Below are 25,414 nucleotides of genomic sequence, written 5' to 3' on the forward strand. Positions count from 1 at the left end.
ACATGCTGGTGCCATGAACAACACCCCTTCGATGCAGGTCCGCCGGTCCAGCGAGCGCGGCTATGCCGACCGCGGCTGGCTCCAGTCGTATCACACGTTCTCGTTCGCCGATTACCACGACCCGGACCACATGGGTTTCCGGGCGCTGCGGGTGATCAACGACGACTACGTCGCTCCGGGGCGCGGGTTCGGGACGCACCCGCACCAGAACATGGAGATCGTCACCTATGTGCTGGAGGGCGAGCTCGAGCACAAGGACAGCATGGGCAACGGATCGATCATCCGACCTGGCGAGGTCCAGCGCATGTCCGCGGGCACGGGCGTGTTCCACAGCGAGGTCAACGCCTCGAAGACGGGCGTGACCCACCTCTTGCAGATCTGGATCGTGCCGGACCGGAGCGGGTACGAGCCGAGCTACGAGCAGAAGGCGTTCTCCGAGGAAGAGCGCCGGGGCAAGCTGCGGCTTGTCGCCTCGCGGGACGGGCGCGAGGGATCGGTGACGGTCCACCAGGACGTGAGCGTCTTCGTCGGGCTCCTCGGGCAAGGACAGGAGGCGCGGTACGAGCTATCGGCTGGCCGCAATGCCTGGGTCCATGTCGCGCGCGGGAGCGTCGAGCTGAACGGGACGCTGCTCGAGGCGGGGGACGCGGCGTCCGTCAGGGCGGGCGGGTCGCTGCGCCTCGTCGGGAAGGACCAGGGAGAGGTGCTGTTGTTCGACCTGGCGTGAGACGCGCGTGGTGCCCTGCGTGGAGCGCGGGCCAGCCATCCTGTCGGCTCATCGGCCCTCGTCTCTCGGCGTCATCAGCCGCGCCATCTCGAGATCATCGGGCCGCCCGCGCTCGCCGAGCGCGCGCGCGACGCGCCCCTGGTCGGCGGGCGAGCGGTTCTGGCTCAGCTTGAACTTGCCCTCCAGGCGCTCGATCGCGATCGAGAACCCCACGATCCCCCGGAGCAGGCTCTCGTGGAGCTCGCGATCGAGCTCTCGCGTGCTCCAGGGCTCGGGCGCGCCGCGCTCGTGGATGGCGGCGAGGTCATCGAGCAGCGCTGTCAGGTCGTCGCGGCTCATCGGGCCAGACGCGTGTCCGTGGGCGTGCACCACGGCATAGTTCCAGGTCGGCACCTGCTTTCCGGGCTCCTCGTACCATCGCGCCGAGACGTACCCGTGCGGCCCAGAGAACACCGCGACGACCGGCCTGCCCTCCGTCGCCAGCCTCCAGATCGGGTTCGTGCGCGCGACGTGGGCCCGGAGGCGCCCGTGGGGCCCCACGCCGCGATCGAGCACGAAAGGCAGGTGCGCGATCTCGATACCCCCCTGCTCGTCCTGCACCATGAGGCAGCCGAAGCTATAGGCATCGATGAGATCGAGCTGTCGATCGAGGCAAGTCTCCACGAAGACCCTGGGCGAGTACATGCCGGGAGCTTACACCCGTCCCGCCGCGCGGATCATCCGGCCGCGCGCGCGAGCCGCCGCGCGGCGCAGGGCCTGCGAGCGCCGGTCGGCCAATCCAGCGGGCTGGACCGCGCGCGCCCGCGGGGGAGCGCGCCTCGCGGCGCGGGCGCTCCGCGCGGCGCGGGGAGGAGCGCCGCCTGACGGAGATTCCGGTGTCCACCCAGCTTGCTGGCGGGCGGCGCCCGCTACATAGAGCAATCCATGGATGCCATCGAACTTCTCGAACGCCATCACCGCGAGCTAGAGCAGCAGTTTTCCGGCCTCAAGAAGGCCTCTTCCGTCTCGCCTGAGCAGTTCTCCACGGCCGCGGACCTCCTCGCCACCCACATCACCATCGAGGAGCAGCACTTTTACCCGGCGGTCCGGGCCCGCCGCACCGAGGATATCCTCCTCGAGTCGCTGGAGGAGCACCTGTCCCTCAAGCGGGTGCTGGCCGATCTCCTGGCCCTGGAGACGACGGACGAGAAGTTCGGGCCCAAGCTCCACGTGCTCGCCGAGCAGCTCGAGCACCACCACAAGGAGGAGGAAGAGAACCTCTTCCCCAAGGTCAAGAAGCTCCTCGACGACGCCGGGCGCGAGGAGCTCGGGCAGGAGATGCAGGGCAGGATGAACGAGCTGAGGCGCAGCGAGCCCCGCAAGCTCGTCCTGAGCCAGACCGAGGCCGCAGCGCCCCTCCCCTGAGCGGCGCGCGCAGCCCGTATCGCGCCCTGCTCGCGGCGCGGCGCGGTGCGGAGCCTTCGCCCCCCACCCTCGTGAGCCCCGGGACCGCGCAGCGATTGTTGGAAATGACACCAGGACGCAATGCGCGCGTGCCAGCGCTCACGCCAGACCCCGCGAGAACGTCGAAGAACGTCGCGCGCTCCCGCAAGCAAGAACACGGTCCGGGTGAATACGATTTTTGTAGAAGGAATTCCCGTACCGTTGTTATCGTATTCTGCCGCGGTTCACGCGGCTGGAGTCCGACACGGCACCGGGTGCCGGGGATGTGACGAGGAAGCTGGTAGAGATGATCTGATGCCAGGCGCTGGCTGCTCGGCGCGGTGGGCGCTGCCTGTGGCGGCGATCGCCGGTGCGGGCGAGCGCTGGACGGCGCCCAGAGGGGATCTTCGACGGAGGTAGGATGACCGCTCGACCTGTACTCTCGATAGATACATCCTTCGATCCGGACAGCGCCTTGTTCGCTGCTGGCCGCACGCAGCTCTACGGTCGTATGGGAGAGCAGTTCTCCATCGTACCGTTCGGGCGCGCCAGCGCGGAGCGGAGGAGGATCCTTCGCCAGATCGCCCGTGCGGAGGGCACGGGCAACCCTTTCCGTGCGATCGTGGTGTCGTCCCACGGCAGGACGAGCTGCGTTGTCGACGACGAGTCGCCCGACGGGATCCTGATCTCGCACGAGAGCCCGGCCCAGGAGATCGAGCTCTGGGCGCGCGGTCGCGTGCTCTATTTCTGCAGCGGCGAGACCGCGAGCGGCCCGTTGTTCGACCGGCTCCTCGAGGCGGGGGCGCGCACGGTGGTCGGGTTCACGGGGAGGCTCTGCGCCACGACCGTCGACGGCAAATTCTACTGGCGGCAGCTCGATCAGGAGCTCGTGACGTGCGCGTTGCACGACCAGCAGGCCCCGGGGTTCGAGCGGGCGAGGCAGCAGTTCCTGGAGCGCGTCGCGACGCGCGTCGCCGGGCTCCCCGACGGCGCAACCCGCGAGGAGCTCTCGCGGTTGATGGACCTGCTCGTATCGATGGTGATCCGCGGCGCCGAGAGGCCCTGACCAGCGCCCCCTCGCCCTGCCCCCCAGGACAGGGCTCCCTCCACGCACGACACGCGCTCCCCCGCATCTTTTCATCTCTTCATCTCTGTCCTCTGTGCCCTCTGTGCCTTTGTGGTTCGCTCTCTCTTCTTGAAGCGGAGACGAGCGTGGGACGCAGGGGCAGCCGCCCGAGCGGCCCGGAGATAGAGGGAAAAGAAAACCGCAGGGGCGCAAGGGAAAGAGAGAGAAGAGTTCAAAACTCACCGTCTTCTGCTCTCTTCCTCCTGCGAAATCGCCTCGTTTCGCAGCCCATTTCAGGAGAGATTGAACAGGGAGGCGGGGAGGCGGGGAGACAGAGGGTGTCTGAAGATTTTCCTCCCCGTCTCCCTGTTCAATTTCTCGAAGAATCCAAGGGGATACCTCAGCTCTTTCTCCTCCTGGCGCCCTGACGGTCTGTACCCTTCTCGCCCGAGCACCACGCCCGAGCGGCCCTGGTAGGATGCCGCGCGGTCCTGTAGATCCAGGAGGGCGATGAGACGCAATGCCCTGACCTCGCTCTCCTCGGCGACGCTCCTCCTCGTGGCCACCGGGACCGGCGACGCCCTCGCCAGCCCGCCCTCGGCCGCGGCCCACACGACGTCGTTCCTCGATGGCGGGCGCCGCGTCGCGGTCGAGCGGCTCGGGCCAGCCGCGATGGAGAGGTCCGGCAGCGCGCTCGCGCCGGTGCGGCTCCACTACCCCGGAGGACGGACAGTCCAGGCCAGCGTGGGCGCGACCGCGATCGTGGAGGTCGAGCCGGGCGCCGAGGGCGCGCTCGCCGCGGCGGGCGTGGAGGTCGTGAGGCCGCTGATGGCCTCGATCGGGCTCTGGCTCGTCAGGGATGCCGGCGGCGGCGACGGCCTCGACCTCGCCGAGCGCCTGCAGGGCGCGGCGCGGCCGGCGTTCCTGCGCGAGGCCATCCCGGACCTGCACGTGCGCCTCACGGCGCGCGGGGCGCCGTTCACGCCGAACGACCCGCGCCTGCCAGGACAGTGGTACTTCGACGACCTCAGGATGGAACAGGCCTGGGGGCGCACGCGGGGAGACGCGGCCACATCCATCGTCGTCGTCGACACAGGCTGCGACCTCGATCACCCCGACCTCGCCGCGAAGATGGATCCGGGCCGGGACGTCATCGACGGCGACGACGACCCCACCTACAAGCCGGGCGAGGCCGGCGTGAGCCACGGGACCGCCTGCGCGGGCCTCGTCGCGGCCGACACCGACAACGGCGTGGGCATCGCCGGCGGCTGCCCCGCCTGCAGGGTGCGGTGCGTGCGGCTGCTCGACGACGAGCCGCGGCCCATCTCCCAGTCGGTCGACGCCTTCGAGTTCGCCCTGCAGGTCAACGCCTCCATCGTGTCGAACAGCTGGGGATACGCCGAGCCGATGCCCGTCCCCCGGGTGGTCGAGGACGCGATCAACCGCCTCTTCGAGGCCGGCCGCGACGGGAAAGGCGCGCTCATCCTCTTCGCCGCGGGCAACGACGACCGGGAGATCGGCGAGGACGAGCTCCAGGCCGTGCGCGGCGTCCTCACCGTGGGCGCCGTCAACCACCTGGAGGAGGAGACGTCGTTCACGAACCGCGGGAGCTCCGTGGATCTCGTCGCGCCCACGGGGACGCTGACCACCGACATCGCCGGGAGAGAGGGCGACACCTCGGACGACTACACCTCGCTGTTCGGCGGCACCTCGTCGGCGTGCCCGGTGGCGGCCGGCGTCGCGGGGCTGCTCGTGAGCGCGGCGCCCGAGCTGACCGCGGGCGAGCTCTACGACCTCATGATCCGCACGGCGCGGCCGGCGCCGTACGCGGCGCCCGACGAGAGCGGGCACGATCCGATCTTCGGGTACGGGATCATCGACCCGGTCGCGGCGCTCCGGGAGGTGCTCGGGGACGAGCCGCCGCCGCCGCTGGACGGCGAGGGCGAGCACGCCGGCGACGAGGCCGAGCAGGGCGGCTGCGCGTGCGCGGCCGCCGGCGCGCGGTCAGGCGAGCGCCGCGGTCTCATGGCCGCGGCGCTCCTCGGCCTGGCCGCGGCGGCGCGCCGGCGCGGGGCGCGGCGCCGGCGCGGGTGACGTCACGCGACCGGCCGCCGCTGGGCGCGGATCGCGTCCCGCTGCGCGAGGAGCCACGCGCGCGCCTCGGCCTCCGTGTCGAAGAACTCCACCGGATAGGACTGCCGCGTGAGGATCTGGACGCTCTTCATGGCGAGCGTCGAGACGACGCGCACGGAGAAGCTCGCGCCGAAGATCGCGACCGCGCCGAAGCGCACGTGGCGAAGCCCGTCCGCCAGCGCCTTGCGCGAGGACGACGGGACGGTGCCGGTGCGGCGCGCATCGCAGAACACGAGGACCTCGCGGCCGCTGTCGTTCATGCGCTGGCACGCGGCGGCGATCGCGCGCGCCGCGTCTTCCAGGAGGTCACCCTCGAGATCGGTGCAGAGAAAACCGTCAGGATCTTCGCGAAACCAGGGGCTCGCGCCGGCACGGCTGGGGTCGCTCATGCGGAGCATCGTAGCTCGCCGCGCGGAGCGCGGGACGAACGTTTCATGGCGACCAGCGCGGGTGGCCCCCGATCACGTCATCGAGGCGCGCGACGGCGACGCCGTGCGACGATCCGGCCCAGCGCGACAGTGCGCCTTCGCCGGCGCGCGGCCAGCCCGAGCAGCGAGGCGCCCAGCACCAGGCCAGCGGCCTCGGCGGAGCTTCCGGCCGCGTCGCTCGGCGATCCGATGCGGCATCCGCACCCGTCGTCGACGCTGCCTTCTCCGCCGCCGGTCGGCGCCGCGCCACCACCGCCTGCGCCATCGTCACCGCCGGCGCCACCACCACCGCCATCGCCACCGCCGCCCTCCACGGCGGCGCGGCACGCGGCGACCTCGTCGGCCGTGCCGATGCACAGCGTCGGCTTGCGCGACTCGCCGTCTTGCAGGCCGTTCACCACGATGACGGCCAGGTCGTCGGCGTCGGTCGTGTCGATCGGCTCCGCGCCCGCGGCGAGGTCGCCCGCGCGCACGACCTCGCCGTACGCGCGGCCGCGCCGCGCCGCGAGCAGCAGGGTGAGCCCGTCGAGCTGCGCCGGGTCGTCCGCGGGCGCCGCGAGCGCCGCCGTCATGGTCGCGCGCCCGTCGGGCGGGACGCTGAAGTACTGCGCCGACGCGTGGAAGACGCGGAGCCGGTCGGCGTACGGCGCGGCGACCTCCTGCGGGTCGAGCCCGCGGTAGCCGGCGCCGGCGGCGTAGGAGCGCTCGGGATCGGCGGCGGCGCCGGTGAGCAGGTTCCAGGTGGCGAACTCCACGAACGCCTCGCCGAACGTCGCCTCAGCCCGCGACGAGAGCAAGGGGTCGAGCTGCTCGAACCACGCCGGATCCGCCTCGCCGAACGCGCCGTCCTCGACGCGCTCCCAGAGCGAGCGGACCGTGCCCTCTCCGTAGCGCTCCTCGAGGAACTGGAAGAAGAGCGCGATGCCGTAGCTGAAGGGGTCGACGGGGCCGCCGAGGGGCACGTCGAGCGATCGATCGACGTTCGAGAGATAGCCGTCGACGAAGCCCTCGAAGTCCCGCAGCGAGGGGTCGAACGACTCTGTCGCCCAGACCGCCGTCCCTTCCTGGATCAGGGTGTCCTGATCGTGGTCGTAGGCCGCCTGCACGGCGTGGAAGAGCTCGTGGCTCCCGAGGATCCGGTTCGCGGTCCGCGTCGACGGGTAGCCGTAGCCCTCGTAGTCGTTCTCCTGCGTCATGAAGCCGACGCAGCGGTCCTCGCCGCCGTCGTCGGCGCAGGCGTCGACGCGGAACACCCCGTCGCCGACCCCGGCAAAATCGACGAGGTAGACGTCGAAGCGGCCATCGCCGCCGTTGTCGGGGAGGTCCTCGTCGCTGGCCGGCGGCCGGAAGCCGAGGACGTCGCGGTAGTGGACGATCACCTCGTCGTAGACGGCCGCGACCTCCTCGACGAAGTCGGGGACGCCCGACGCGTCGGCGTCCGCGGCGGGCACCGCGCTGCGCCCGTCGCGCGCGAAGTGGATCAGGAAGCCCCCCGAGGCCGACGCGAAGGTCTCGACCACGTCGTCCGGATCGAACCGGAACTGGAGCTGGGTGCCGCGCGTGTCGGGCCGGTCGAGCGGCGCCGCGGCGGGCGCGTCGATCGGCCCTGCGGCCGGATCGCCGGCGCCGCAGGCCGCGAGCAGGACGGCGAGCGCGGGCGCGAGCGAGGCCGCGGCGCCGGGGCTCCGCGTCACGGGAGGAAGGCCCACCGGATCTGGAAGTTGGCGGAGCCGTTGTCCGTCATCGGGACCATGCCGGTCTCCTGGCACTGCGCCTGGGCCTCGTCGTTGTAGAAGTGCGTGACGGTCAGCTTGAGCATGCGCGCGTCGGCGAGCCCGAGGACGTAGACGGAGCCGCTCATCTTCACGCAGCCGGGGTACGTCCAGTAGCCGGAGAGCGCCGTCGCGGGGGCCTCCAGGCCGGAGCCGTCGGGGATGAGCTCGCAGCTGTCGGTGAAGTACTCGTCGCGGCGGAGCCTCGGGTCGGCGGGGGCCTCGGTGAGCGCGTCGTAGTCCGGCGTGCCCGGGAGCCGCGCCGCCGTCACGCAGGACGGCCCGGAGTGGCCGCTGTTGATGCGCACCACGTAGCGCCGGAACGCGATGTCCCAGTCCATGGATCCGAGCGCGTCCTCGTCGGAGAGCTCGACCTTCTCGAGGCCGCCGTCGGTGAACCGGGCATAGACGTAGGCGTCCGGCTCGGAGGCGAAGGCGCCGCCCGCGGTGGCGTCGACGAAGGAGCGGAACCCGCCGCCGTCCGGCTCGTTGCGGATCTCCCCTGGCGCCACGGTCGCCTGGAGGTTCATCTGCTGGAAGACGTCGTCCTCGCACGGCACCGGCGTCGGCTCCGCGCACGACGGCCCTGGCTCCGGGGAAGCGCCGCCGCCGCCCTCCGCGCTCGAGCCGCCGCCCGTGCCGCCCGCGCCGCCAGGGTCCGTCGGGTCGTCGGAGCCGCACGCGCACAGGGCGAGGAGCGCGAAGCCGGCGGCGAGGAGCGCGGAGGAGGACGCGGACGAGGTGCGCATGGGCGGCATGGTAACAGAAGGCCGGGCCAGGGCGCGCGCTACGGCCCGCTGCTGCGCCGGTAGAGCCACCAGTCGCCGACGTGATCGACAGGGACGATGCTCGGGTCCTTCGCGAAGAGGCGATCGGCCCCCGCCCGACGGCGGACGAGGAACCAGTCGAAGAAGGCGCCGTGGCGGCGCACGTCGAACTTCTCCGGCGTCCACTCCCACCGCAGCGGCGTGGGCGGCGGGACGACGGCGCCCGGCTCCGAGCGGGGCCGGTAAGCGACGGGCGAGGCGTCCCAGACGGCGAAGTGGAAGCTGAGCCAGCCGCCGCGCGTGGCCTGCACCCAGGCGGGCAGATGGATGAACGGCGTCGTCGTCCGGGTCGAGCCGCCGTGATCGAAGACGAGGTAGAGCAGCCTGGGGGCGGGCGGGATGCGGGCGATGAGGGCGTCGAAGTCCCGGGTGCTCTCGTCGAAGCGGCGGTAGTTGTCCTGGACCACGGCGCCGAGGGAGAGCGCGGCGGCCGAGAGCGCGAGCACGGCGGGCGCCTTGAGCCAGGGCGATCGCGGCAGGTCCGGGAAAGCGCCGAGGGCGAGGAACAGGGCCGCGACGATCTCGCGCGGGTAGACGTACCACCAGAGGCCGATCTGGAGCGGCAGGGTGAGGAACAGGCCCAGGAACACGGCCGCGCATGCGACCGGGACGAGGGCCGCGAGGCGCGCGAAGGCGCGGTCGCGCGCGCCCGCGTCGGGCTGCGCGGGACCCGCGGAGGCGCCGTCGGGCTGCGCGGGGCCCGGGGAGGCGCCGGCGAGCTGCGCGGCGGCGCCGGCGGCGCACACGAGCAGCGCGGCGAGCACGAGGCGCGCCGCCCGCCGGGCCGCGGCCGCCTCGGCGGGATCGGTGAAGCTCGCGAACAGGAGCGAGGGGACCTCGCCGAGCCGCTCCCAGTGCAGCGCGGGCGCGAAGGGCGCGGCGTGCAGGGTGTCGGTGCGGACCGCGAGCCACGCCGCGAAGAGCGCGAGCGAGGGCGCGAGCGGGAGCGCGATGGGGCGGAGCCGCCGCGTCGCCGGGAACACGACGATCGCGGCGCCGACCACGGCGGCGAGCGCGAACGGGAAGCGGAAGACGTGGGTGAAGAACAGCGCGATGAGCGCGAGGGCGAGCGCGATCTGCCGTCCGCGCGAGGGGCGGTCGACGAGCAGGAGGGTCAGGCCGACGACCATCGCGAAGAGGCCGAGCGCGCCCATGTGGTTGAGGAAGCCCCAGTGCGTGAGGTTGCACCAGACGAGGACGAGGCCGAGGACGCCGAGCAGGGGGCTCCGCTTCAGGCCGTGGAAGAGCACGGCGAGGCCGGCGGGCAGGAGCGCGAGCATCGCCGCCGCCGCGACCTTCACGGCGGCCACGGGCGGCAGGACGAGCTGGAGCAGGGCGCCGAGCGCGTACATGGACATGTACGGGACCGCGAGCGGCTGCAGCGTGAACTGCTCGCGGAAGTGCCACTCCGGATCGAGGTAGTGCCGGAACACCGCCGTCTGGGCCGCGTGGAACGGGAGGTCGGTCATCGGCGGATAGCGGACGACCGCGAGCGGGACGGCGATCACGTGGACCGAGACGGCGAGGACGACGAGCGCGAGCGCCGCGCTGAGCGGGGCGCGGCGGGCCGCGGCGGCGGCGCGGCGGAGCGGGCCGGAGAGCGGGGCGCGGCGGGCCGCGGCCACGGCGCGGCCGAACGGGCCGGGGCGCGGGGCGGGAGGCGCGGGGACCGCCGTGGAAGGCCGGGTATCCAAGGTGCGGCGAGCCTACCATCGGCGGCCGCGCCGGTTCCGCTGGGCCGAGCGGACGAACGGGGATCCGGAGAACCGGTATCGCGACATGCTCGATGGACGATGGATTCGACCCCGAGGGCCTCGGAGGCCCGCGCGTCGAGGTCGCGATGTGCCGGCTCGCCTCCCCGAGGGGCGCTCGCTCGATCCGGAACCGACCCGAGGGCCTCGGAGGCCCGCGCGTCGAGGTCGCGATGTGCCGGCTCGCCTCCCCGAGGGGCGCTCGCTCGATCCGGAACCGACCCGAGGGCCTCGAAAGCCCGCACGGAGAGGTCACGATGTGCCGGCTCGCCTCCCCGAGGGGCGCTCGCTCGATCCGGAACCGACCCGACGGCCTCGAAAGCCCGCACGGCGAGGTCGCGATGTGCCGGCGACCCCTGGCGAGGGGGGTGCATCGATCTGCAACCGAAGCAGACGCCCTCGGAGGGCCCGATGGATCGATCCAGGACCGACGCGCGCCCTTGCCGCCGCCCGGCTCCAGGACGCAAGCTGCGCGCATCGCACGCCGCTTCAACACGGCCGGCCCCTGCCGTCCCGACTGGCACTACATGATCCCGGCCGAGCGACGCCTGCCCGAGGCACCTGGCCTGGTGGAGCAGCGCGCCTACTTCGTGGTCCACGCGCCACGGCCGACAGGGAAGACAACGGCGCTCCGCGCCCTCGCCGAGCGGCTCACCGGCGCCGGCCGCTGGGCGGCGCTGCACTTCTCCTGCGAGGCCGGTGAGGCGGCCGGCGACGACTATGGTGCCGCCGAGCGCATCCTGCTCAGCGCGATCCGGGCGCGCGCCGAGCTCACCTTGCCGACGGCGCTCCAGCCGCCGAGCTTCCCCGACGCCCCGGAAGGCCACCGCGTCGAGGTCGCGCTCCGCGCCTGGGCTCGCGCGTGCCCACGGCCGCTGGCGCTGTTCTTCGACGAGATCGACGCGCTGCGCGGCCAGAGCCTCCTCAGCGTGCTGCGCCAGCTCCGCGCCGGCTTCTCCGACCGCCCCGCCGATTTCCCCGCCGCGGTGGCGCTCTGCGGCCTGCGCGACGTGCGCGAGTACAAGGCGGCGAGCGGCGGCGATCCGAGCCGCCTCGGCACGGCGAGCCCGTTCAACGTCAAGCTCGAGTCCCTCAAGCTCGGCGATTTCGACCCCGACGAGGTGCGCGAGCTCTACGCCGAGCACACGGCCGACACCGGCCAGGCCTTCACCGAGGGAGCGATCGAGCGGGCCATCGCGCTCACGGCCGGGCAGCCCTGGCTGGTCAACGCGCTCGCCCGCGAGATCGTGGAGGAGCTCGCGGTGCCGGCGAGCGAGCCGATCACCGTGGCGCACGTCGAGGAGGCGAAGGAGCGCCTCATCCTGGCGCGCGCCACCCACCTCGATTCGCTCGTCGCGCGCCTGCACGAGCCGCGCGTCCGGCGCGTGCTCGAGCCGATCCTCTCGGGCACGCTCGCGGTCGTCGGCGACGCCTACCAGGACGACCTCCAGTACGTCCGCGATCTCGGGCTCATCGCGCCGAACAACCCCGCGCGCATCGCGAACCCCATCTACCGCGAGGTCGTCGCCCGCGTGCTCGCCGGCGACGTGGAGCCGGTCATCCTGGCCGAGCCGCGGAGCTTCGTGCTCCCCGACGGCCGGCTCGACGTCGCGCGGCTGCTCCGGGAGTTCGCCGCCTTCTGGAGGGAGCACGGCGAGGCGCTCTCCGGCAACCTCGGCTACCACGAGGTCGCGCCGCAGCTCGTGCTGATGGCCTTCCTGCAGCGCGTGGTGAACGGCGGCGGGCAGATCGAGCGGGAGTACGGCCTCGGCCGGGGGAGGATCGACCTCCTCGTCCGATGGCCATACCGCGACGAGGACGGGCGCCGCGCCGTGCAGCGCGCCGCGCTGGAGCTCAAGGTGTGGCGCGAGGGAGAGAAGGACCCCACGCCGAAGGGGCTGGCGCAGCTCGACGGATACCTCGCCCAGCTCGGCCTCGACGAGGGCGTGCTCGTGCTCTTCGACCGCCGCGCCGCGGCCGGCGACGTCGAGGCGCGCACGCGCTTCGAGGAGGCCCGGACCCCCTCGGGCCGATGCGTGACGCTGCTCCGGGCCTGAACGGCGGCGCCTGCCGATCGGCGGCGCCTTCCTGCCGGCGGCGTGCCGCGCTCATCTCTGCGGCAGCGTCGTGGGTCCACCGCCTGGGCAGCCCCGCTTCAAGCGAGGATCATGCGGCCCCGGATCCCTTGCCGCCCGCCTCCGCCGCGCTCGCGATCTGCGCCTCGAGCACGGCGATGCGCTCCAGCGCCGCCTCGCGGTACCAGCGTTCGATCAGCGGACGGAGGAGCTCCACGATCCACGTCTGAAGCGAGTCCTCCCCCATCTTCTTCTCCACAGGATAGTGCGTCGGGTCGCGCTCCCTGCCGTCGCCCTGCGCCCGCCGATGCACCTGCCTGCGCGCCTCGATCGACATGCCCCATTCTACCCGACCCGCGCCCGCTCAGCGGCCCGCGCCGCGCCACCACGGGCCGCCGCGTGCGCGAGGTCGACACACGCCCGGGGGCCGCACATCGACGCGCCCGGCGGGAACTTCTCGCCTCTCCAGAAGGCGCCATCGACATAAGCTGCGCGCGCCTTGCTGCCGCCCCGCCCAGCCCCCCGCCCGACCGACCTCCGTGGCCTCCCCTGCGCGTCCCGGATCGAGACCCGCGCGGCGCTCGCCGTCACCGCGATCGCGACAGCGTGGTTCGCGCTCGCGGCGGCGTGGGAGATGTTCGGGCCCATCCTCGCCGGCCACTACGCGTCGTCGGCGGGCGTCGGGATCATCGCGGAGAACATGCTCCGCTGGAAGATCGTCGGGCCCGTCTGGGAGTACACCGCGAGCCGGCCGCCGCCGGAGATGTACTACTGCCACCACCCGTGGGGGATCTTCTGGACGACCGCCGGGTTCATGAAGGTCTTCGGGCGGCACGACGTCCTCTGCCGGCTGCCCGCCGTCCTGCTCAGCGCCGCGACGCCGCCCCTGCTCTACGCCCTCGGCCGGAGCATCTACCGCCCCGCCGCGGGGGCGGCCGCGGCGGCGGCGTTCGTCGTCCTGCCGATCACGCTGTCGTTCGCGAACCTCAACGCGCTCGAGGTCCCGGTCATGGCCTGGACGCTGCTCGGGCTCTTCGGGTACGTCCGGATGACGCAGACGTCCCGGCGCCGCTACCTCGCGGTGAGCGCCCTCGGCCTCGCGCTCGGGATGCACGCCGACTGGCCCGCGTTCGTGCTCACGGGCGGGCTGCTCGTGTTCGGCGCGATCCGGGCGTACCTGCTCCCGAAGCGCGCCTTCGGCCCCGTCCACGAGCGGCGCTACGCGCAGTGGTGGGTGCTCACCGCCTTCACCGCCGCGCTGACCGCCGCGCTCTACCTCGCCCTCTTCCACCACGCCGGCAAGCTCGGCGACCTCCTGGCGAGCTACGGGTTCCGCTCCTCGGGCAACAGCGAGCCGCTCAGCAAGGTGCTCGCGAGCCGGCGGTACTGGATCGAGCTGTCGTTCACGCCGATCGCCATCGCCGCCGGAAAGCTCGGCGCGATCGTCTGCGCCGGGCGGCTCGCCCTGCTCCGGCGCGAGCACGACGCGCTGCCGCTGCTCTACCTCGCGACGGCGACGGTGCAGTACGTCGTCTTCCGGCAGGGCGCCGACATCCACATCTTCTGGCCCCACTACTTCGGCGCGTACTTCGCCCTCGCCGCCGCCGCCCTCGTCGACACCGGCGCGGCGCTGCTCGAGCGCGCCACCGCCGCGCGGCACGTCGGTCCGAGCGCGACGTCGGCCGCTCCGTCGCCCGCGTGGCCGGCGCTCGCGGCGCTCGCGCTGTGGCTCGCGCCGCTCGCCGCCGTCCTGCGCGACGGGCTCCCGGCGCTGCGCTACGCGCGCGAGACGGGCGGGCGCTTCAACGAGCGGGGGCACCTCATCGACTCCGACGGGGCGAAGACGGCGTTCCTGCGCTGGCTCGCGCCGAGGCTGCCCGGGGACGCGGCCGTCGAGCTGCACGAGGGCATGAAGGCCACCTGGGCCCAGGTCTGGGCGCTCGGCGGGCGCGTCGTCAGGACGAGCCGCCCCGCGCCGAGGCAGGAGCCGCCGCGCGGCGCCTACCTCGCGGACACGCGGTTCATGCTCGACAGGGACCAGGCGACCCTCGCGCGGCGCTTCGACATCACCGCGGTGGGCCCGTTCTGGGCGCTCGGCGCGGCCGCCGGCGCGCACGTCGACGCGGACGTCCCGCGCGCGCGCGGGATCGAGGCGTTCTCGTTCCGCGAGCGGGAGCCGGGGCTCCTCGCCTGGTACCTCGTCTCGGGCACCGAGCCCGAGCGCGAGATCGTGCCCGATCCGTTCCTCACGTGGGAGCTCCGCGCGCACTTCGGACAGCCGGCGGCCCCGCCGGCCACGGCGCCGGAGACGCTGGAGCAGAAGCGGATCGCGCACAACATCGCCCTGGCCGCGGGCGACGGCGCGCGCGCGGCGGCCCTCCTCGCGGAGATCAGCGCCGCGCTCGCGCCGCTCGGGGCGCGGTTCGACGACGGAACGGAGCTGCTCGGGACGACGTTCCACGAGGGCGCGCGCTCGCTCCTCACGATCTTCGTGCGCGCGGGCGGCCCCGCGGCGGACGACGTGGCGCTCGCGGTGCGCTCCCGGGTCGTCGAGCGCGCCCCGCTGTCCACGACCATGGCCGACCCGGTCACCCGCGAGGTCGGCCTCCCGACGGCGATCTCGCCGCAGCGCTGGAGGACGGGCTTCCTCTACGCCGATCCGGTGCCGATCCGGAAGCGCCCGGGGACGGAGGTGTTCTGGGCATCGATGAGGGCGCGTGAGCCGGGCCGCGCTCCACGGCTCGTGGACCGCGGCGGCGCTTCGGAGGTCGAGGTGCTGCGGCTGCGCTGAGCGGGGGGCGCGCCGCCATCCTCGTGGACAAGGGCCCGCATTCGGGTTTTACCTTCGGGCATGAGCTCTCGCCGAACAGGTCTGGTTCTGGTCCTCGCGCTCGCGGCGGGCTGCGCCGCGCCGCCGTCCGCCCAGGCGCCGGCGCAGCCCGCGTCGTCGGAGCCGGCGGGCACGGCCGCCCCCGCCCCGGCGGGCACCGCAGCCCCGGACCCGGCGGGCACCGCGGCCCCGGCCACGGGAGCCCTACCGGCGACGGGGGGGACGCCGGCCGCCGGGGAGGCGCCCCCGCCGGGATCGCAGGTCCCCGGAGCGGCCGCGCCCGCCCCGCCCAGGTCGAGCGCCGCGAGCGGCGGCGGGGGCGTGAAGCCCGGCGCCGCGGTCGCAACAGGGACGCTCGGAGGCAGCATCTCGGAGGCGCAGGTCCGCGACGTCGTGGAGAGGCACGCAGAGCTGTTCGACGAGTGCTACAAGATCGGCGTCAAGACCTCGCCGAAGTTCACGGGCAAGGTGACCGTGAAGGCGACCATCGGGCCGAGCGGGAAGGTCAACAGGGCAGACGTCCTGAAGTCGACCACGAAGAGCCAGCCGGTCGACCGCTGCGTGGCCGACGCGTTCGAGAAGATGCAGTTCCCCAGGCCCGAGGGCGGTGTGACGACCGTCATCACCTTTCCCATCGAGTTCAGCGGCGTCGAGCTGGTGCAGCCCTGAAGGGCCCCTGCCCGTTAGACCCCGCTTCCGGGTCCCCGCAGCGGGCGGCCGACAGCCGGCCTGCCGCGCCCGTGGAGCGTGGCGATCTGCGACAACTGAGGCGGATCGTCCGCCGGGCAGGCGCTGACCTCGCGTGCCGATCGGCGCGTTCCCTCGGGCTCGGCCGGAGGAGGCGCCGCGCCGGCCAGGGCACGGAAGCTGCTATTGCTATAACGACAACCACGTGAGACGCTGCTGAGACGAAGCTGCAAAGACGGTTGGATGTCGAGACGCTGGAACGCTGAGCGCCAAGGGCGACAGCGACAGCCGGCTGCCTGATCCGCGCTGCGGGCGCGATCATCAGACGACCAGGGCAAGCCACTCCCATGGAGGGATGCACCGGAGGCGGGCCAGCGCGACGCCCGCGGCCGGTAGCATCGAGATCGACTATCGCCGACAACGGCACGGGTGAAGGCATGGAGAGGATGGAAGTTCAGCGGGATGTTCGGAGCGCCATCGCGATCGCCTATGAGCTCTCGCGACACGAGCACGTGCAGCACCGGGAGCATGTGTCCCAGGCGCTCGGCGAGCTCAAGGACGAGCTGGCTCGCATCGAGGCGAAGCTCGGAGGAGAGCGCATCCACGAGGTCACCGCGGAGGGCCTGCCGCCCGTGCTCGAGCAGATCGAGGTGCTCGTCGAGGACGCGGGCCCGGTGGTCGGTGACCAGATCAAGGCGCTGATGCAGAGCGTGCAGCGCATCGCCAGGGAGCTCGACCCGGGTCAACCGGGCCAGTAGCTCCGCTTCGTCTGCTCCCGGGTGGCCCCCGTGGTCGGTCGTCCGGAGGGCGACCGCGCCGCCGTGCACCGTCACAGCGGCGCGGTCGCCGAGCGGCCACGGCGGCCCGTGGCGGGCGCCGACGCCTGGCCGCGCAGCAGATGCCCGCCGCCATCGTCGCGCGCTGCGCGCGGATGCGCGGGGCGCGCGACGTGTGACGACAGCCCCTACACAGAGAGATTCCGGCCAGTTCCGCTCGCCAGGAGTTCGGTCAGGGACCTGGAGAGAATTCAACGCAAAGGCGCAAAGGCGCAAAGGCGCAAAAAAGAACAATTGTCATGCATTTTTGCGTCGTTGCGCCCTTGGCGCCTTGGCGTCAATTTCTCTCCTCTCTCGAGGCAGATCCCTGCAGGATTTCTGCTCCACGGAACTAGGGGCAGCAGGCATACGCCGCCTTGAGGGTGCCCGTCTCGCACGGCGCGATCGAGGCGTCGAAGTGGCTCAGCGGCAGCCCCAGCGACGTGCAGATCGCGAGCGCCTCGTCTTTCAGCGCGTTCGGGTCCTCGCACGTCGTGCCGTCACCCACCACGCCCGTCGTATCGCAGCCGGGCTCGGGCGGCGGTGGTGGCGTGATGGGCTCCTCCGGCGATGCCGGCCACGCCGGGCAGCAGAGGTACTCCGCCTGGAGCACCTTCCCGTCGCACACCTCGTAGTCCGCCTTGTCGACCTGGAGATCACGCAAGACCAGCCCGATCTCCTCGCAGAGGGGGATGCCCTGCTCGATCAGCGCGTTCGGGTCCTGGCACGTCACCCCGTCGCCCAGGACACCGCCCGTGCAGTCGTCCGGACAGGTCACCCCGTCGAACAGCAGCTCCGTCGAGCAGGCCTCCTCTTCGGGCGTCAGACTCTCCGCCTTCGGGGCGACGCCCTCCTCCTTCGGGGCGACGCCCTTCTCCTTCGGGGCGACGCCCTCCTCCTTCGGGGCGACGCCCTCCTCCTTCGGGGCGACGCCCTCCTCCTTCGGGGCGACGCCCTGATCGACGGTGTTCGTGTCGAAGTCCTCGCCGGACCTGACATCCGTCGAGCAACCCACGATCAGCGCGGCGCCGACCATCGAGAGAGCCGTGATGCAGCGGTGAGAGAATCCCATGAGATCTCCTTTGCCTCGCCGTGAGCCGCGAGGATGGCCGCGACGGACGGCCGCCCATTGCACGGCGCCGCGTCGTCATTCGCCATGATCCAACCGCGAGGGGGGCCCCGGTTTCCTGTACGCGCGTCGTCTGGTGAAATGAATCGACAGCGAGGCGGGACATCCGTGAGAGATCGTCCACGGCTCTCCGGGCTCTGCGTGAGTCTCTCGCCTGATTGGAGGATGCCTCGGCCCCGCCCTGCCGCCCGGCAGTCCGGTCAGGGGCAGCAGGCATACGTCGCCTTGAGCGTGCCCGCCTCGCACGGCGCGATCGAAGCGTCGAAGTGGCTCAGCGGTAGCCCCAGCGACGTGCAGATCGCGAGCGCCTCGTCCTTCAGCGCGTTCGGGTCCTCGCACGTCGCTCCGTCACCCACCACGCCCGTCGTATCGCAGCCGGGCTCGGGCGGCGGAGGCGGCGGCCTGGGCTCCTCCGGTTGCCCCGGCCACGCCGGGCAGCAGAGGTACTTCGCCTGGAGCGCCTTCCCATCGCATACCTCGTAGTCGGCCTTGTCGACCTGGAGATCGCGCAGAACGAGCCCGAGCTCCTCGCAGATCGGGATGCTCTGCTCGATCAGCACGTTCGGGTCCTTGCACGTCACCCCGTCGCCGACGATGCCGCTCGTGCAGTCGTCCGGACAGGTCACCCCGTCGAACAGGAGGTCCGTCGAGCAGGCCTCCTCCTCGGGTGTCGCGCTCTCCTCCTCGGGCTCGGGTGTCGCGCTCTCCTCCTCGGGTGTCGCGCTCTCCTCCTCGGGCGCGCGCTCGGCCGCCTCGTCGCTCGCACGTCCCGCCGCGCCCGGAGCGCGCTCCTCGGGCCGGAGCACCGCGAAGGTCGGCGGCTCGTGAACGCCGGGCGGCCCCAGGCCCCCGGGGTCGCGGCGGGAAGACGGGTCAGGCCCGCGCCTCGGCTGCGCTGGCGGGCTGATCGGGCCGGGCGGGCTCACCGGAGCCACCCGCGGCGGGCCCATCACGTCCGCCCGCGGCGGCTGCTCGACCGGCGGGCGTCGCTCCTCGGGCGGGCGCGCGCTGCGGCGCGGCGCGGGCGCGGGGGCCACCGGCGCGGGTGGCAGGGACAGGCTGGGCCGCGCGGGACGCGTCTCCGCGGGAGCGTCGTCCGCGCGGAGCTCGCCCGCGATCGGCTCGGCGGGCGCCGCCAGCCTGCGGGCGGCCACGCCCCAGCGCTCGACGGCGCGCCGGGCGCCCTCATCGACGACGAGCGTGAGCGCCGCGGCCGCGAGGAGGCCGGCAGCGAGCGGGCGACGTAGGCCCCGGAGCGCGCCCCGCGGCGCGGGCGGCGCCGGAGCCTCCCCCGCGGCGCGCAGGCGCGCGCGGAGCCGCGCCTCCAGGTGCGGCCGCGGCGTCACGGAGGCGAGCTGCTCGTCGAGCGCCCGGAGCTGCGAGACGAGGTCGTCGCGGTCAGACGTCGCCATGACCCACCTTCCATCCGGCGCCGCCGAGGTGCTGCGCCGCGCGCTGGATGAGCTTGCAGACGTAGCTCTTCGAGTGGCCGAGGATCCGACCGATCTCCTCCTGCTCCTTGCCGTCGAGGTAGTACATCGAGAACGCGACCCGCTCCTTGATCGGCAGCGCGTTCAGGGCGTCGAACGCGCGGCGGAGGTCGTCGCGGGCGATGGCGAGCGCGTCCGGCGGCCGGGGCTCCTGCGGCTGCTCGCCGAGGAGCCAGCGGACCGGGGCGAGCGAGAGGAAGCGCTCGCGCCGGAGTCGGTTGAAGCAGCGGTTGGTCGTGGCCCGGTACAGCCACCCCTCCAGGTCGTCGAGATCGGTGAGATTGGGCAGCGCCTTGAACAGGTCGAGAAAGACGTCCTGCGTGACGTCCTCCGCCCACGCCAGGTTGCCCTTGCCGTAGCGGAGCGCCAGCCGGTGCACGAGCCGGTGGTGGCGGCGGTAGATGGCCTCGACCGCATCGGCGTCGGCCGACCGCGAAGCAGCCGGCGCCGCGTTCGCCGGCCGCCCCGAGGCGGTGGCGGGCGGGGGCGCGTCGGACCGCTGCTCGCTCGAGAGCGGACGGAGCACCTCGGCGAGGTTCGAGGAGGCGAGGTCGGGGCTGGGCAAGGACGGGTCCCTTGCTGCCATCACACACGAGCCGGCCGGCAGTTTCCTGGTTTGCCGATCGGACGCGCGCGCCCCCTCACGCGAGCTGGGGGTGCTCGGGTACGGCAGCACCCCGGATCAAGAAACCGCCAGGACGCCAAGGACACCCGGCCCAGAGCAAGACTGAATTTTTCTGCCCTTGGCACACTCGACGTCGTCGACGTCGTCGACGTCTACGGCTCGTCTCCTCGTCCGATCGCCGCCTCGGGACAACACCGCCGCCGGCTCTGCCTTCTTCTTCTCGGCGGCTCCGCCGCGCAACGCATGATCCGTGGCCGATCGCAAATCGCCACGATCGAGCTCCCCGCAAGCCGGGTCGAGCAGAGGCTCGAATTTACTCGACATCACCGGGAACATCGCACCCATCACGCCACTCGCGTCGTTCACACCAATCGCGCCAATCACATCAACCACACCAATCACACCAGGCAACCACCACACACACAACGTCAGCCAACGTGTCTCTCATCGAAGCTCGCTCTTTCGCGTTGCGCAAAGGCCGGCTCCGGGAAACACTGAGAGGCTTCATGTCGACGCTGTCCGGCGGCGCGTCGGGGCCGCCGCCGAGAGCGACGCACCTCTCGGAGAATGCCATGAACTCGAGCGCTTGCCTGTGGTCCTTCGGTTGGGTTCCGGTCGGACATCTGCTGCGGGTCGCGTGCGTGGGTGTCGCGCTCCACGCGGCCGCCTGCTCGAGCGGTGACAGCGCCGATAGCACCGGCGACAGCGGGGACACGGCGGGGAGCTCGGGCAGCGGCGGCGACGACTTCGGCGGCGTGGCCGTGGGCGCCGGCGGCGGGAGCAGCATCAGCGTCGGCAGCGGCATGACCGGCAACGAGGATCGCTGCGACGGGCTGGACAACGACGGCAACGGCATCATCGACGATGTCGACGCCGGCGCCGACGGCGTCTGCGATTGCCTCCGCATCGCCACGCTGGGCGAGCCGGGCAGGTGGGGCGAGGGCGACATCTTCGAGGCCTGGCTGGACCAGCGCAGCATCAATGGAGCCGTCGACCTGAGCGACGCCGAGCTCACCGCCGAGGAGCTCGGCAAGCACCAGGTCATCGTGGTCCAGGACGTGAGCGTCATCGGGCGCAGGTACTCGAGCGCCGAGGTCGCCGCGCTGAGCGACTGGATCTCGAAGGGCGGCGGCCTGATGACGTTGATCGGGTACGGCGACCCGGAGGAGCGCCGGAACGTCAACACGCTGCTCGAGCCGCTCGGGATAGGCTATGGCGAGGAGCAGATCCTGCCGAGGGAAGGCGGCTCCACGATCCCGATCACGGAGTGGAGCGGATCGCACCCGGTGCTCGAAGGGATCCAGGCCGTCGGCGTGGACAACGGCTACCCGGTGGTCGGCGAGGGCACCACGCTGGCGACCGGCGGCGGCCATGACGTGCTGAAGGCGCTGGAGTCCGGCGGTGGGCGGGTGCTCGTCTGGGGCGACGAGTGGATCACGTACAACAGCGAGTGGGTCGAGCACCCCGACTATCAGGTCGAGCGCTTCTGGCTGAACGCCATCAAGTGGATGACCCCGGCCAACGAGTGCCAGGTCGCCATCCCGCCGAACATCAACTGAGGGAGCGACGCGCGGCCAGGGTGAATCCGAGCGCCTCGGTGGGATCGGGCAGCGCGCGATCGAGCGCGCGCGCGCCCGCGGCCACCGCGAGCATGGCCGGCGCGACGAGCGGCAGCGTCCAGACCCGCGCCCCGACCGCCGCGGAGGCCTCGTGGCCGAGCTTGCCCATCGACTGCGCGACGCCGCCGATCTGCGCGACCCGCAGGGCCAGGTAGCTGTTCACCTTGTGGCCGAGCAGGCTCCAGAGGCTGCCGTGCGGGTGGATCTCCTCGACCTCCAGGCCGGCGCGGCCGCAGAGCGCGCGGAGGCCGTGGGGGCTGAAGCGGAAGTAATCGTGCGGCTCCTCGTGCAGCCGGAACGAGAACGGCGCGCTCAGGATGAGCAGGCCGCCCGGGCGGAGGACGCGCGCCATCTCGGCGACGAGCGCCTCCGGGCGGGGGGTGTGCTCGAGGACCTGCACGCTCAGCACGGTGTCGAAGCTCGCGTCGGGGAACGGCAGCCGCTCGCCGTCATAGAGCATGTCCGCCTTGCCGCGCGAGCGCGCGGCGGTGGCGCCGAAGGTGGCCTCGTGCTCCACGCCGAGGTACTCGAGCACGTGCGGGCGGAAGAGGTGCTCGTACGGCTTGTCCCCGCAGCCGACGTCGAGCAGCCGCCCGCGCGCCCGCGGGGCGAGGCGAGCGAGCGAGTCGACGACGTGGGTGAGCTGGAGATCCACCCAGTCCGACGCGGCCCGCGCCGCGCGCCCGAGCGGCGGGTGCCGGAGCAGGGCGTGCAAGAGCTCGTTCATGGGCGCCTCTTACCACGGCGCCTCGCGCTCACGGCGGCCGGCGGGGACCGCCGCGGCCCTCCGCGGGCTCACGCTGCCCGGGAGCCCGCGGCGCGGCGCGGATCGATCAAGCTCCGGTAGAGCGCCTCGTACCTGGACACCATCCTGGCGCTGCAGAAGCGCTCGCGCGCGCGGCGCGCGCAGGCGGCGCGATCGAAGCGCGCGAGGGTCGTCGCGAGGGCGGTGAGGCGCGCGGCGTCGCCCGGCTCGGCCAGGAAGCCCGTGACGCCCTCCTCGACGATCTCGGGGAAGGAGCCGCGGCGGAAGCCGAGCACGGGGGTGCCGCACAACATGGCCTCGATGGCGATGAGCCCGAACGGCTCCTCCCACTGGAGCGGGCAGAGGAGGGCGCGCGCCCTGCACAGGAGCGCGACCTTGCGGTCGTGATCCACCTCCCCGACGTCCGACGCCCCGATCTCCCGGAGGCGCGGGACCACCTCCCGCCGATGATACGGCTGGTCGCTCGGGTGCGCGCGGCCGGCGAGCCGGATCGGCATGCCCGCGGCCCTCGCAATGTCGAGGGCGAGGTGCGTCCCCTTCTCCTCGGCATAACGGCCGATGTGCGCGAGATAGCCCTCGTCGACGAGGCTCAGCGGATAGCGCGCCGGCGTCACGCCGTGGTGGATGACGCACGAGCGCGGGAGCGGGGTCTCCAGCGAGCGCTGCCGCTCGCTGATGGCCACATACGCGATCTCCGGGTGTCGCGCGTAGATGCGCGAGCTCTCGTGGCAGCGCTTGTGGTGCAGCGTATGCACGGCGGGCACGCGGACGAAGGGGGTGAACACCACGGCGAACGGGCTGTTCAGGTGGATCACGTCGAGCCTGTCCTCTCGCGCGATCTCCGAGAACGCCCAGGCGATGTGGTTCACCTCATCCTCCGGCAGCGGGGGCCAGCGCGCGTCCGCGTAGAGCGCCCGGCGCCGGCAGGTGACCGCGGAGTCGCCCGTCGCGAAGAGCGTCACCTCGTGTCCGCGCGCCGACAGCCCCTCGGCGAGCTCATAGCAGAACAGCTCGGTCCCCCCGTACCCGGAGGGCGGCACCCGGATGAACGGGGTGGAGATTATCCCGATCCGCATGGTTGTCGCTCCTGGGCCGCGCGACGCGAGCGGAGCCTGCCCTCGACCCCGCTGGCGGCGGAGCGCATGCCCGCGATCGACGCATCAACGAGCATGCCATCACGGCGCGCCCGCCGTGCGCCCGCCCGCCTCGCGGACGAAGCGCGCGAGGGCGGCGGCGCGCCGCGAGCGCAGCAGCGCCGCTGCCTGCGGGCGCGATCAGCCGCCGCGGAGCGGTGCGGCGCTTTCGTGATGCGCCCCGTCCGTCTAGGATGCCCGTCCGCTCCTCCCTGCGCGCGGGACCGCGCAGGAAGCGTCGAGGGCCCGAGCGCCCAGCCAATCCGCACACAGGTGGTCCATGACTTCGAGATCGAATCGATACGGTTCCGCGCTCGCTCTGAGCATTTCGCTTGTGGCCACCTCGGGCTGCGAGCTGATCACCATGCCCGATCGCAGCCTGATCGGTGAAAACACAGGCGGGAGCGGCGGACAGGGGGGCGCTGGAGGACAGGGCGGGGACGGCGGCGCCGGGGGGGGCGACGGCGGCTCCGGTGGAATCGGCGGTACTGGCGGCGGCGACGGCGGCAGCGGCGGCTCCGGCGGCGCCGGGGGGGGCGACGGCGGCTCCGGTGGAATCGGCGGTACTGGCGGCGGCGACGGCGGCAGCGGTGGCTCGGGTGGGGGCGACGGCGGCTCGGGCGGCAGCGGCGGCTCCGGTGGAGTCGGTGGTACTGGCGGCGGCGACGGCGGCAGCGGCGGCTCCGGTGGAGTCGGTGGTACTGGCGGCGGCGACGGCGGCAGCGGCGGCGACGGCGGCAGCGGCGGCTCCGGCGGCTCCGGCGGCGAACCCTGTTCCAAGGACGCGGACTGCGACCAGCCCGCGAGCGAGTGCGCGGTCGCGGCGTGCGTCGACGGAGCGTGCGCCACCCGGCCCGTGGCCGAGGGGACGCCCGCGGAGATGCAGATGGCCGGCGACTGCGCAGAGCGCCTCTGCGACGGAGAGGGCGCGGTCGTGGAGGTCGACGACAACGACGACGTGCCCAACGACCGCAGCCAGTGCACCCGCGATTCGTGCCGCGACGGCTCCCCGGTCCACGAGCCGGTCGCGGTGGGCACCTGGTGCTCCCTGGCCGACGGAGGGCTGTGCAACGCCACCGGGGTCTGCGTGCAGTGCCTGGTCCACTCGGACTGCCCGACCGAGGTCTGCATCGATAACGTCTGCCAGGTGCCCTCGTGCGACGACGGCATCCAGAACGGCGACGAGGGCGGCATCGACTGCGGCGGCTCGTCCTGCACGGCCTGCGCGCCCGCGGCCAGGGTCACGTCGGTCGACTACCCGGTCATCGCCGTCGGAGGCTCGCTCGTGCTCACCGGCACGAGGTTCACCGGAGCGACGGACGTGACCGTGGGCTACGTGCGGCAACGGTTCACGGTCGACTCCGATACGCAGATCACGATCCCCGCGCTGTCGGACGTGACGGACATCGGCCGGGGGGACATCGTGGTGACCCGGCCGGGCGCGCTGCGGACGCCGTTCCCGGTGACGGTGATCCGGCTGCAGATCAACGAGCTCGACGCGGACACGCCGACCGCGCCGGAGAACGACGACCGCGAGTTCATCGAGATCAGCACTGGCGTGGCGGACGTGAGCCTCGCCGGCTACACGCTCGTGCTCTACAACGGCAACGCCGCGGGCGGCGACGCGTCGTACCGGGCGGTGGAGCTCAACGGGAGGACGGACTTCGACGGCCTCCTGCTCGTCGGCAACCCCGCCGTGACCCCGGCGCCCACCGTGCTCCTCGACGCGACAGAGGTCGCCAACAACCTGGAGAACGGCGCGGACGCCGTCGGCCTGTACCAGGGGCTGCCCGCGGCATTCCCCTCGGGGACGCCGCTCACGGCCACGCGCCTCATCGACGCCGTTGTCTACGGCACGGGCGACGCGGCCGACCAGGACCTCCTGAGCGCGCTGATCTCCAGCAATCCGGAGGCGCCCGAGCGCGTCCAGGTCGACGAGGGCGCGACGAGCGCGCTGTCGACGACGCAGTCGATCCAGCGCTGCGCCGACGGCCGCCGCGACGGCCGCCGCTTCCGGGCGGCGACGCCCACCCCCGGCGTGCCCAACGACGTCTCCTGCCCCTGATCGCGGCGCCGGGCGCCGGGCGCCGGGCGCGGCCGGCGCCCGGCGTTCGAGCCC

At 72.8% G+C, this 25,414-nt stretch carries 22 protein-coding genes; 10 read left to right on the top strand and 12 right to left on the bottom strand.

Annotated features, from left to right (window positions below; translation table 11 throughout):
- Positions 1 to 13 precede the first annotated feature (13 nt).
- A complete protein-coding gene (locus WME96_RS34755; RefSeq protein ID WP_437285879.1) occupies positions 14 to 727 on the top strand; it encodes a pirin family protein in 714 nt (237 codons plus the stop codon).
- A gap of 48 nt (positions 728 to 775) precedes the next feature.
- On the opposite strand, the gene WME96_RS34760 is transcribed toward WME96_RS34755, so the two are convergent.
- The gene (locus WME96_RS34760; protein ID WP_437285880.1) at positions 776 to 1,411 is read right to left on the bottom strand and encodes an FMN-binding negative transcriptional regulator; all 636 of its coding nucleotides are present in this window, start codon (positions 1,409 to 1,411) and stop codon (positions 776 to 778) included.
- A gap of 240 nt (positions 1,412 to 1,651) precedes the next feature.
- Here WME96_RS34760 and WME96_RS34765 point away from each other — a divergent pair, with 240 nt between their 5' ends.
- The 3 genes from WME96_RS34765 (at position 1,652) to WME96_RS34775 (ending at position 5,309) form a co-directional block, all read left to right on the top strand.
- Positions 1,652 to 2,131 (top strand): hemerythrin domain-containing protein, encoded by a 480-nt coding sequence (locus tag WME96_RS34765; protein WP_437285881.1) that lies wholly within the window; start codon positions 1,652 to 1,654, stop codon positions 2,129 to 2,131.
- 493 nt (positions 2,132 to 2,624) lie between these two features.
- Positions 2,625 to 3,215: a hypothetical protein gene (locus WME96_RS34770; protein ID WP_437285882.1), complete on the top strand. Its 591-nt coding sequence runs from the start codon at positions 2,625 to 2,627 to the stop codon at positions 3,213 to 3,215.
- A gap of 510 nt (positions 3,216 to 3,725) precedes the next feature.
- The gene (locus tag WME96_RS34775; protein ID WP_437285883.1) at positions 3,726 to 5,309 is read left to right on the top strand and encodes a S8 family peptidase; all 1,584 of its coding nucleotides are present in this window, start codon (positions 3,726 to 3,728) and stop codon (positions 5,307 to 5,309) included.
- A gap of 2 nt (positions 5,310 to 5,311) precedes the next feature.
- On the opposite strand, the gene WME96_RS34780 is transcribed toward WME96_RS34775, so the two are convergent.
- From WME96_RS34780 to WME96_RS34795, 4 genes are all read right to left on the bottom strand, one after another.
- The gene (locus WME96_RS34780; protein ID WP_437285884.1) at positions 5,312 to 5,737 is read right to left on the bottom strand and encodes an STAS/SEC14 domain-containing protein; all 426 of its coding nucleotides are present in this window, start codon (positions 5,735 to 5,737) and stop codon (positions 5,312 to 5,314) included.
- Positions 5,738 to 5,814: 77 nt separating this feature from the next.
- On the bottom strand, positions 5,815 to 7,485 hold the full coding sequence (locus WME96_RS34785; RefSeq protein WP_437285885.1) for an MXAN_6640 family putative metalloprotease: 1,671 nt from the start codon (positions 7,483 to 7,485) through the stop codon (positions 5,815 to 5,817).
- Positions 7,467 to 8,297: an HmuY family protein gene (locus WME96_RS34790; RefSeq protein ID WP_437285886.1), complete on the bottom strand. Its 831-nt coding sequence runs from the start codon at positions 8,295 to 8,297 to the stop codon at positions 7,467 to 7,469. Before WME96_RS34790 ends, WME96_RS34785 begins: the two co-directional genes overlap by 19 nt.
- 38 nt (positions 8,298 to 8,335) lie before the next feature.
- Positions 8,336 to 10,069: a hypothetical protein gene (locus tag WME96_RS34795; RefSeq protein WP_437285887.1), complete on the bottom strand. Its 1,734-nt coding sequence runs from the start codon at positions 10,067 to 10,069 to the stop codon at positions 8,336 to 8,338.
- 533 nt (positions 10,070 to 10,602) lie between these two features.
- On the opposite strand from WME96_RS34795, the gene WME96_RS34800 reads away from it, so the two are divergent.
- Positions 10,603 to 12,183 (top strand): ATP-binding protein, encoded by a 1,581-nt coding sequence (locus tag WME96_RS34800; RefSeq protein ID WP_437292387.1) that lies wholly within the window; start codon positions 10,603 to 10,605, stop codon positions 12,181 to 12,183.
- 109 nt (positions 12,184 to 12,292) lie between these two features.
- On the opposite strand, the gene WME96_RS34805 is transcribed toward WME96_RS34800, so the two are convergent.
- On the bottom strand, positions 12,293 to 12,538 hold the full coding sequence (locus WME96_RS34805) for a hypothetical protein (RefSeq protein WP_437285888.1): 246 nt from the start codon (positions 12,536 to 12,538) through the stop codon (positions 12,293 to 12,295).
- A 162-nt stretch (positions 12,539 to 12,700) separates the two neighbouring features.
- Between WME96_RS34805 and WME96_RS34810 the strand changes: the two genes are divergently transcribed.
- From WME96_RS34810 to WME96_RS34820, 3 genes are all read left to right on the top strand, one after another.
- Positions 12,701 to 14,992 (top strand): ArnT family glycosyltransferase, encoded by a 2,292-nt coding sequence (locus WME96_RS34810; RefSeq protein WP_437285889.1) that lies wholly within the window; start codon positions 12,701 to 12,703, stop codon positions 14,990 to 14,992.
- A 60-nt stretch (positions 14,993 to 15,052) separates the two neighbouring features.
- Positions 15,053 to 15,700 (top strand): TonB family protein, encoded by a 648-nt coding sequence (locus WME96_RS34815; RefSeq protein ID WP_437285890.1) that lies wholly within the window; start codon positions 15,053 to 15,055, stop codon positions 15,698 to 15,700.
- Positions 15,701 to 16,164: 464 nt separating this feature from the next.
- Positions 16,165 to 16,476, top strand: a complete 312-nt coding sequence (locus tag WME96_RS34820) for a hypothetical protein (protein WP_437285891.1) — start codon at positions 16,165 to 16,167, stop codon at positions 16,474 to 16,476.
- Between the two features lie 409 nt (positions 16,477 to 16,885).
- On the opposite strand, the gene WME96_RS34825 is transcribed toward WME96_RS34820, so the two are convergent.
- The 4 genes from WME96_RS34825 to WME96_RS34840 form a co-directional block, all read right to left on the bottom strand.
- Positions 16,886 to 17,605, bottom strand: a complete 720-nt coding sequence (locus tag WME96_RS34825) for a hypothetical protein (RefSeq protein ID WP_437285892.1) — start codon at positions 17,603 to 17,605, stop codon at positions 16,886 to 16,888.
- A gap of 257 nt (positions 17,606 to 17,862) precedes the next feature.
- Positions 17,863 to 19,074, bottom strand: coding sequence for a hypothetical protein (locus WME96_RS34830; RefSeq protein WP_437285893.1), 1,212 nt, complete (start codon positions 19,072 to 19,074; stop codon positions 17,863 to 17,865).
- Positions 19,061 to 19,717: an RNA polymerase sigma factor gene (locus tag WME96_RS34835; protein ID WP_437285894.1), complete on the bottom strand. Its 657-nt coding sequence runs from the start codon at positions 19,715 to 19,717 to the stop codon at positions 19,061 to 19,063. Before WME96_RS34835 ends, WME96_RS34830 begins: the two co-directional genes overlap by 14 nt.
- Positions 19,718 to 19,834: 117 nt before the next feature.
- The gene (locus WME96_RS34840; protein ID WP_437285895.1) at positions 19,835 to 20,179 is read right to left on the bottom strand and encodes a hypothetical protein; all 345 of its coding nucleotides are present in this window, start codon (positions 20,177 to 20,179) and stop codon (positions 19,835 to 19,837) included.
- A gap of 104 nt (positions 20,180 to 20,283) precedes the next feature.
- Between WME96_RS34840 and WME96_RS34845 the strand changes: the two genes are divergently transcribed.
- On the top strand, positions 20,284 to 21,336 hold the full coding sequence (locus tag WME96_RS34845; RefSeq protein ID WP_437285896.1) for a hypothetical protein: 1,053 nt from the start codon (positions 20,284 to 20,286) through the stop codon (positions 21,334 to 21,336).
- On the opposite strand, the gene WME96_RS34850 is transcribed toward WME96_RS34845, so the two are convergent.
- Both WME96_RS34850 and WME96_RS34855 read right to left on the bottom strand, forming a co-directional pair.
- Positions 21,329 to 22,123 (bottom strand): class I SAM-dependent methyltransferase, encoded by a 795-nt coding sequence (locus tag WME96_RS34850; protein WP_437285897.1) that lies wholly within the window; start codon positions 22,121 to 22,123, stop codon positions 21,329 to 21,331. The two genes, WME96_RS34845 and WME96_RS34850, sit on opposite strands and share 8 nt — an antisense overlap.
- Before the next feature lie 68 nt (positions 22,124 to 22,191).
- On the bottom strand, positions 22,192 to 23,238 hold the full coding sequence (locus tag WME96_RS34855; protein ID WP_437285898.1) for a glycosyltransferase family 4 protein: 1,047 nt from the start codon (positions 23,236 to 23,238) through the stop codon (positions 22,192 to 22,194).
- Positions 23,239 to 23,659: 421 nt separating this feature from the next.
- On the opposite strand from WME96_RS34855, the gene WME96_RS34860 reads away from it, so the two are divergent.
- Complete coding sequence (locus WME96_RS34860) at positions 23,660 to 25,360, top strand: hypothetical protein (protein WP_437285899.1); 1,701 nt, start codon at positions 23,660 to 23,662, stop codon at positions 25,358 to 25,360.
- The last annotated feature ends 54 nt before the right edge of the window (positions 25,361 to 25,414 follow it).

The sequence above is a fragment of the Sorangium sp. So ce406 genome, assembly GCF_051474675.1.
GTDB lineage: Bacteria > Myxococcota_A > Polyangia > Polyangiales > Polyangiaceae > Sorangium > Sorangium cellulosum_G.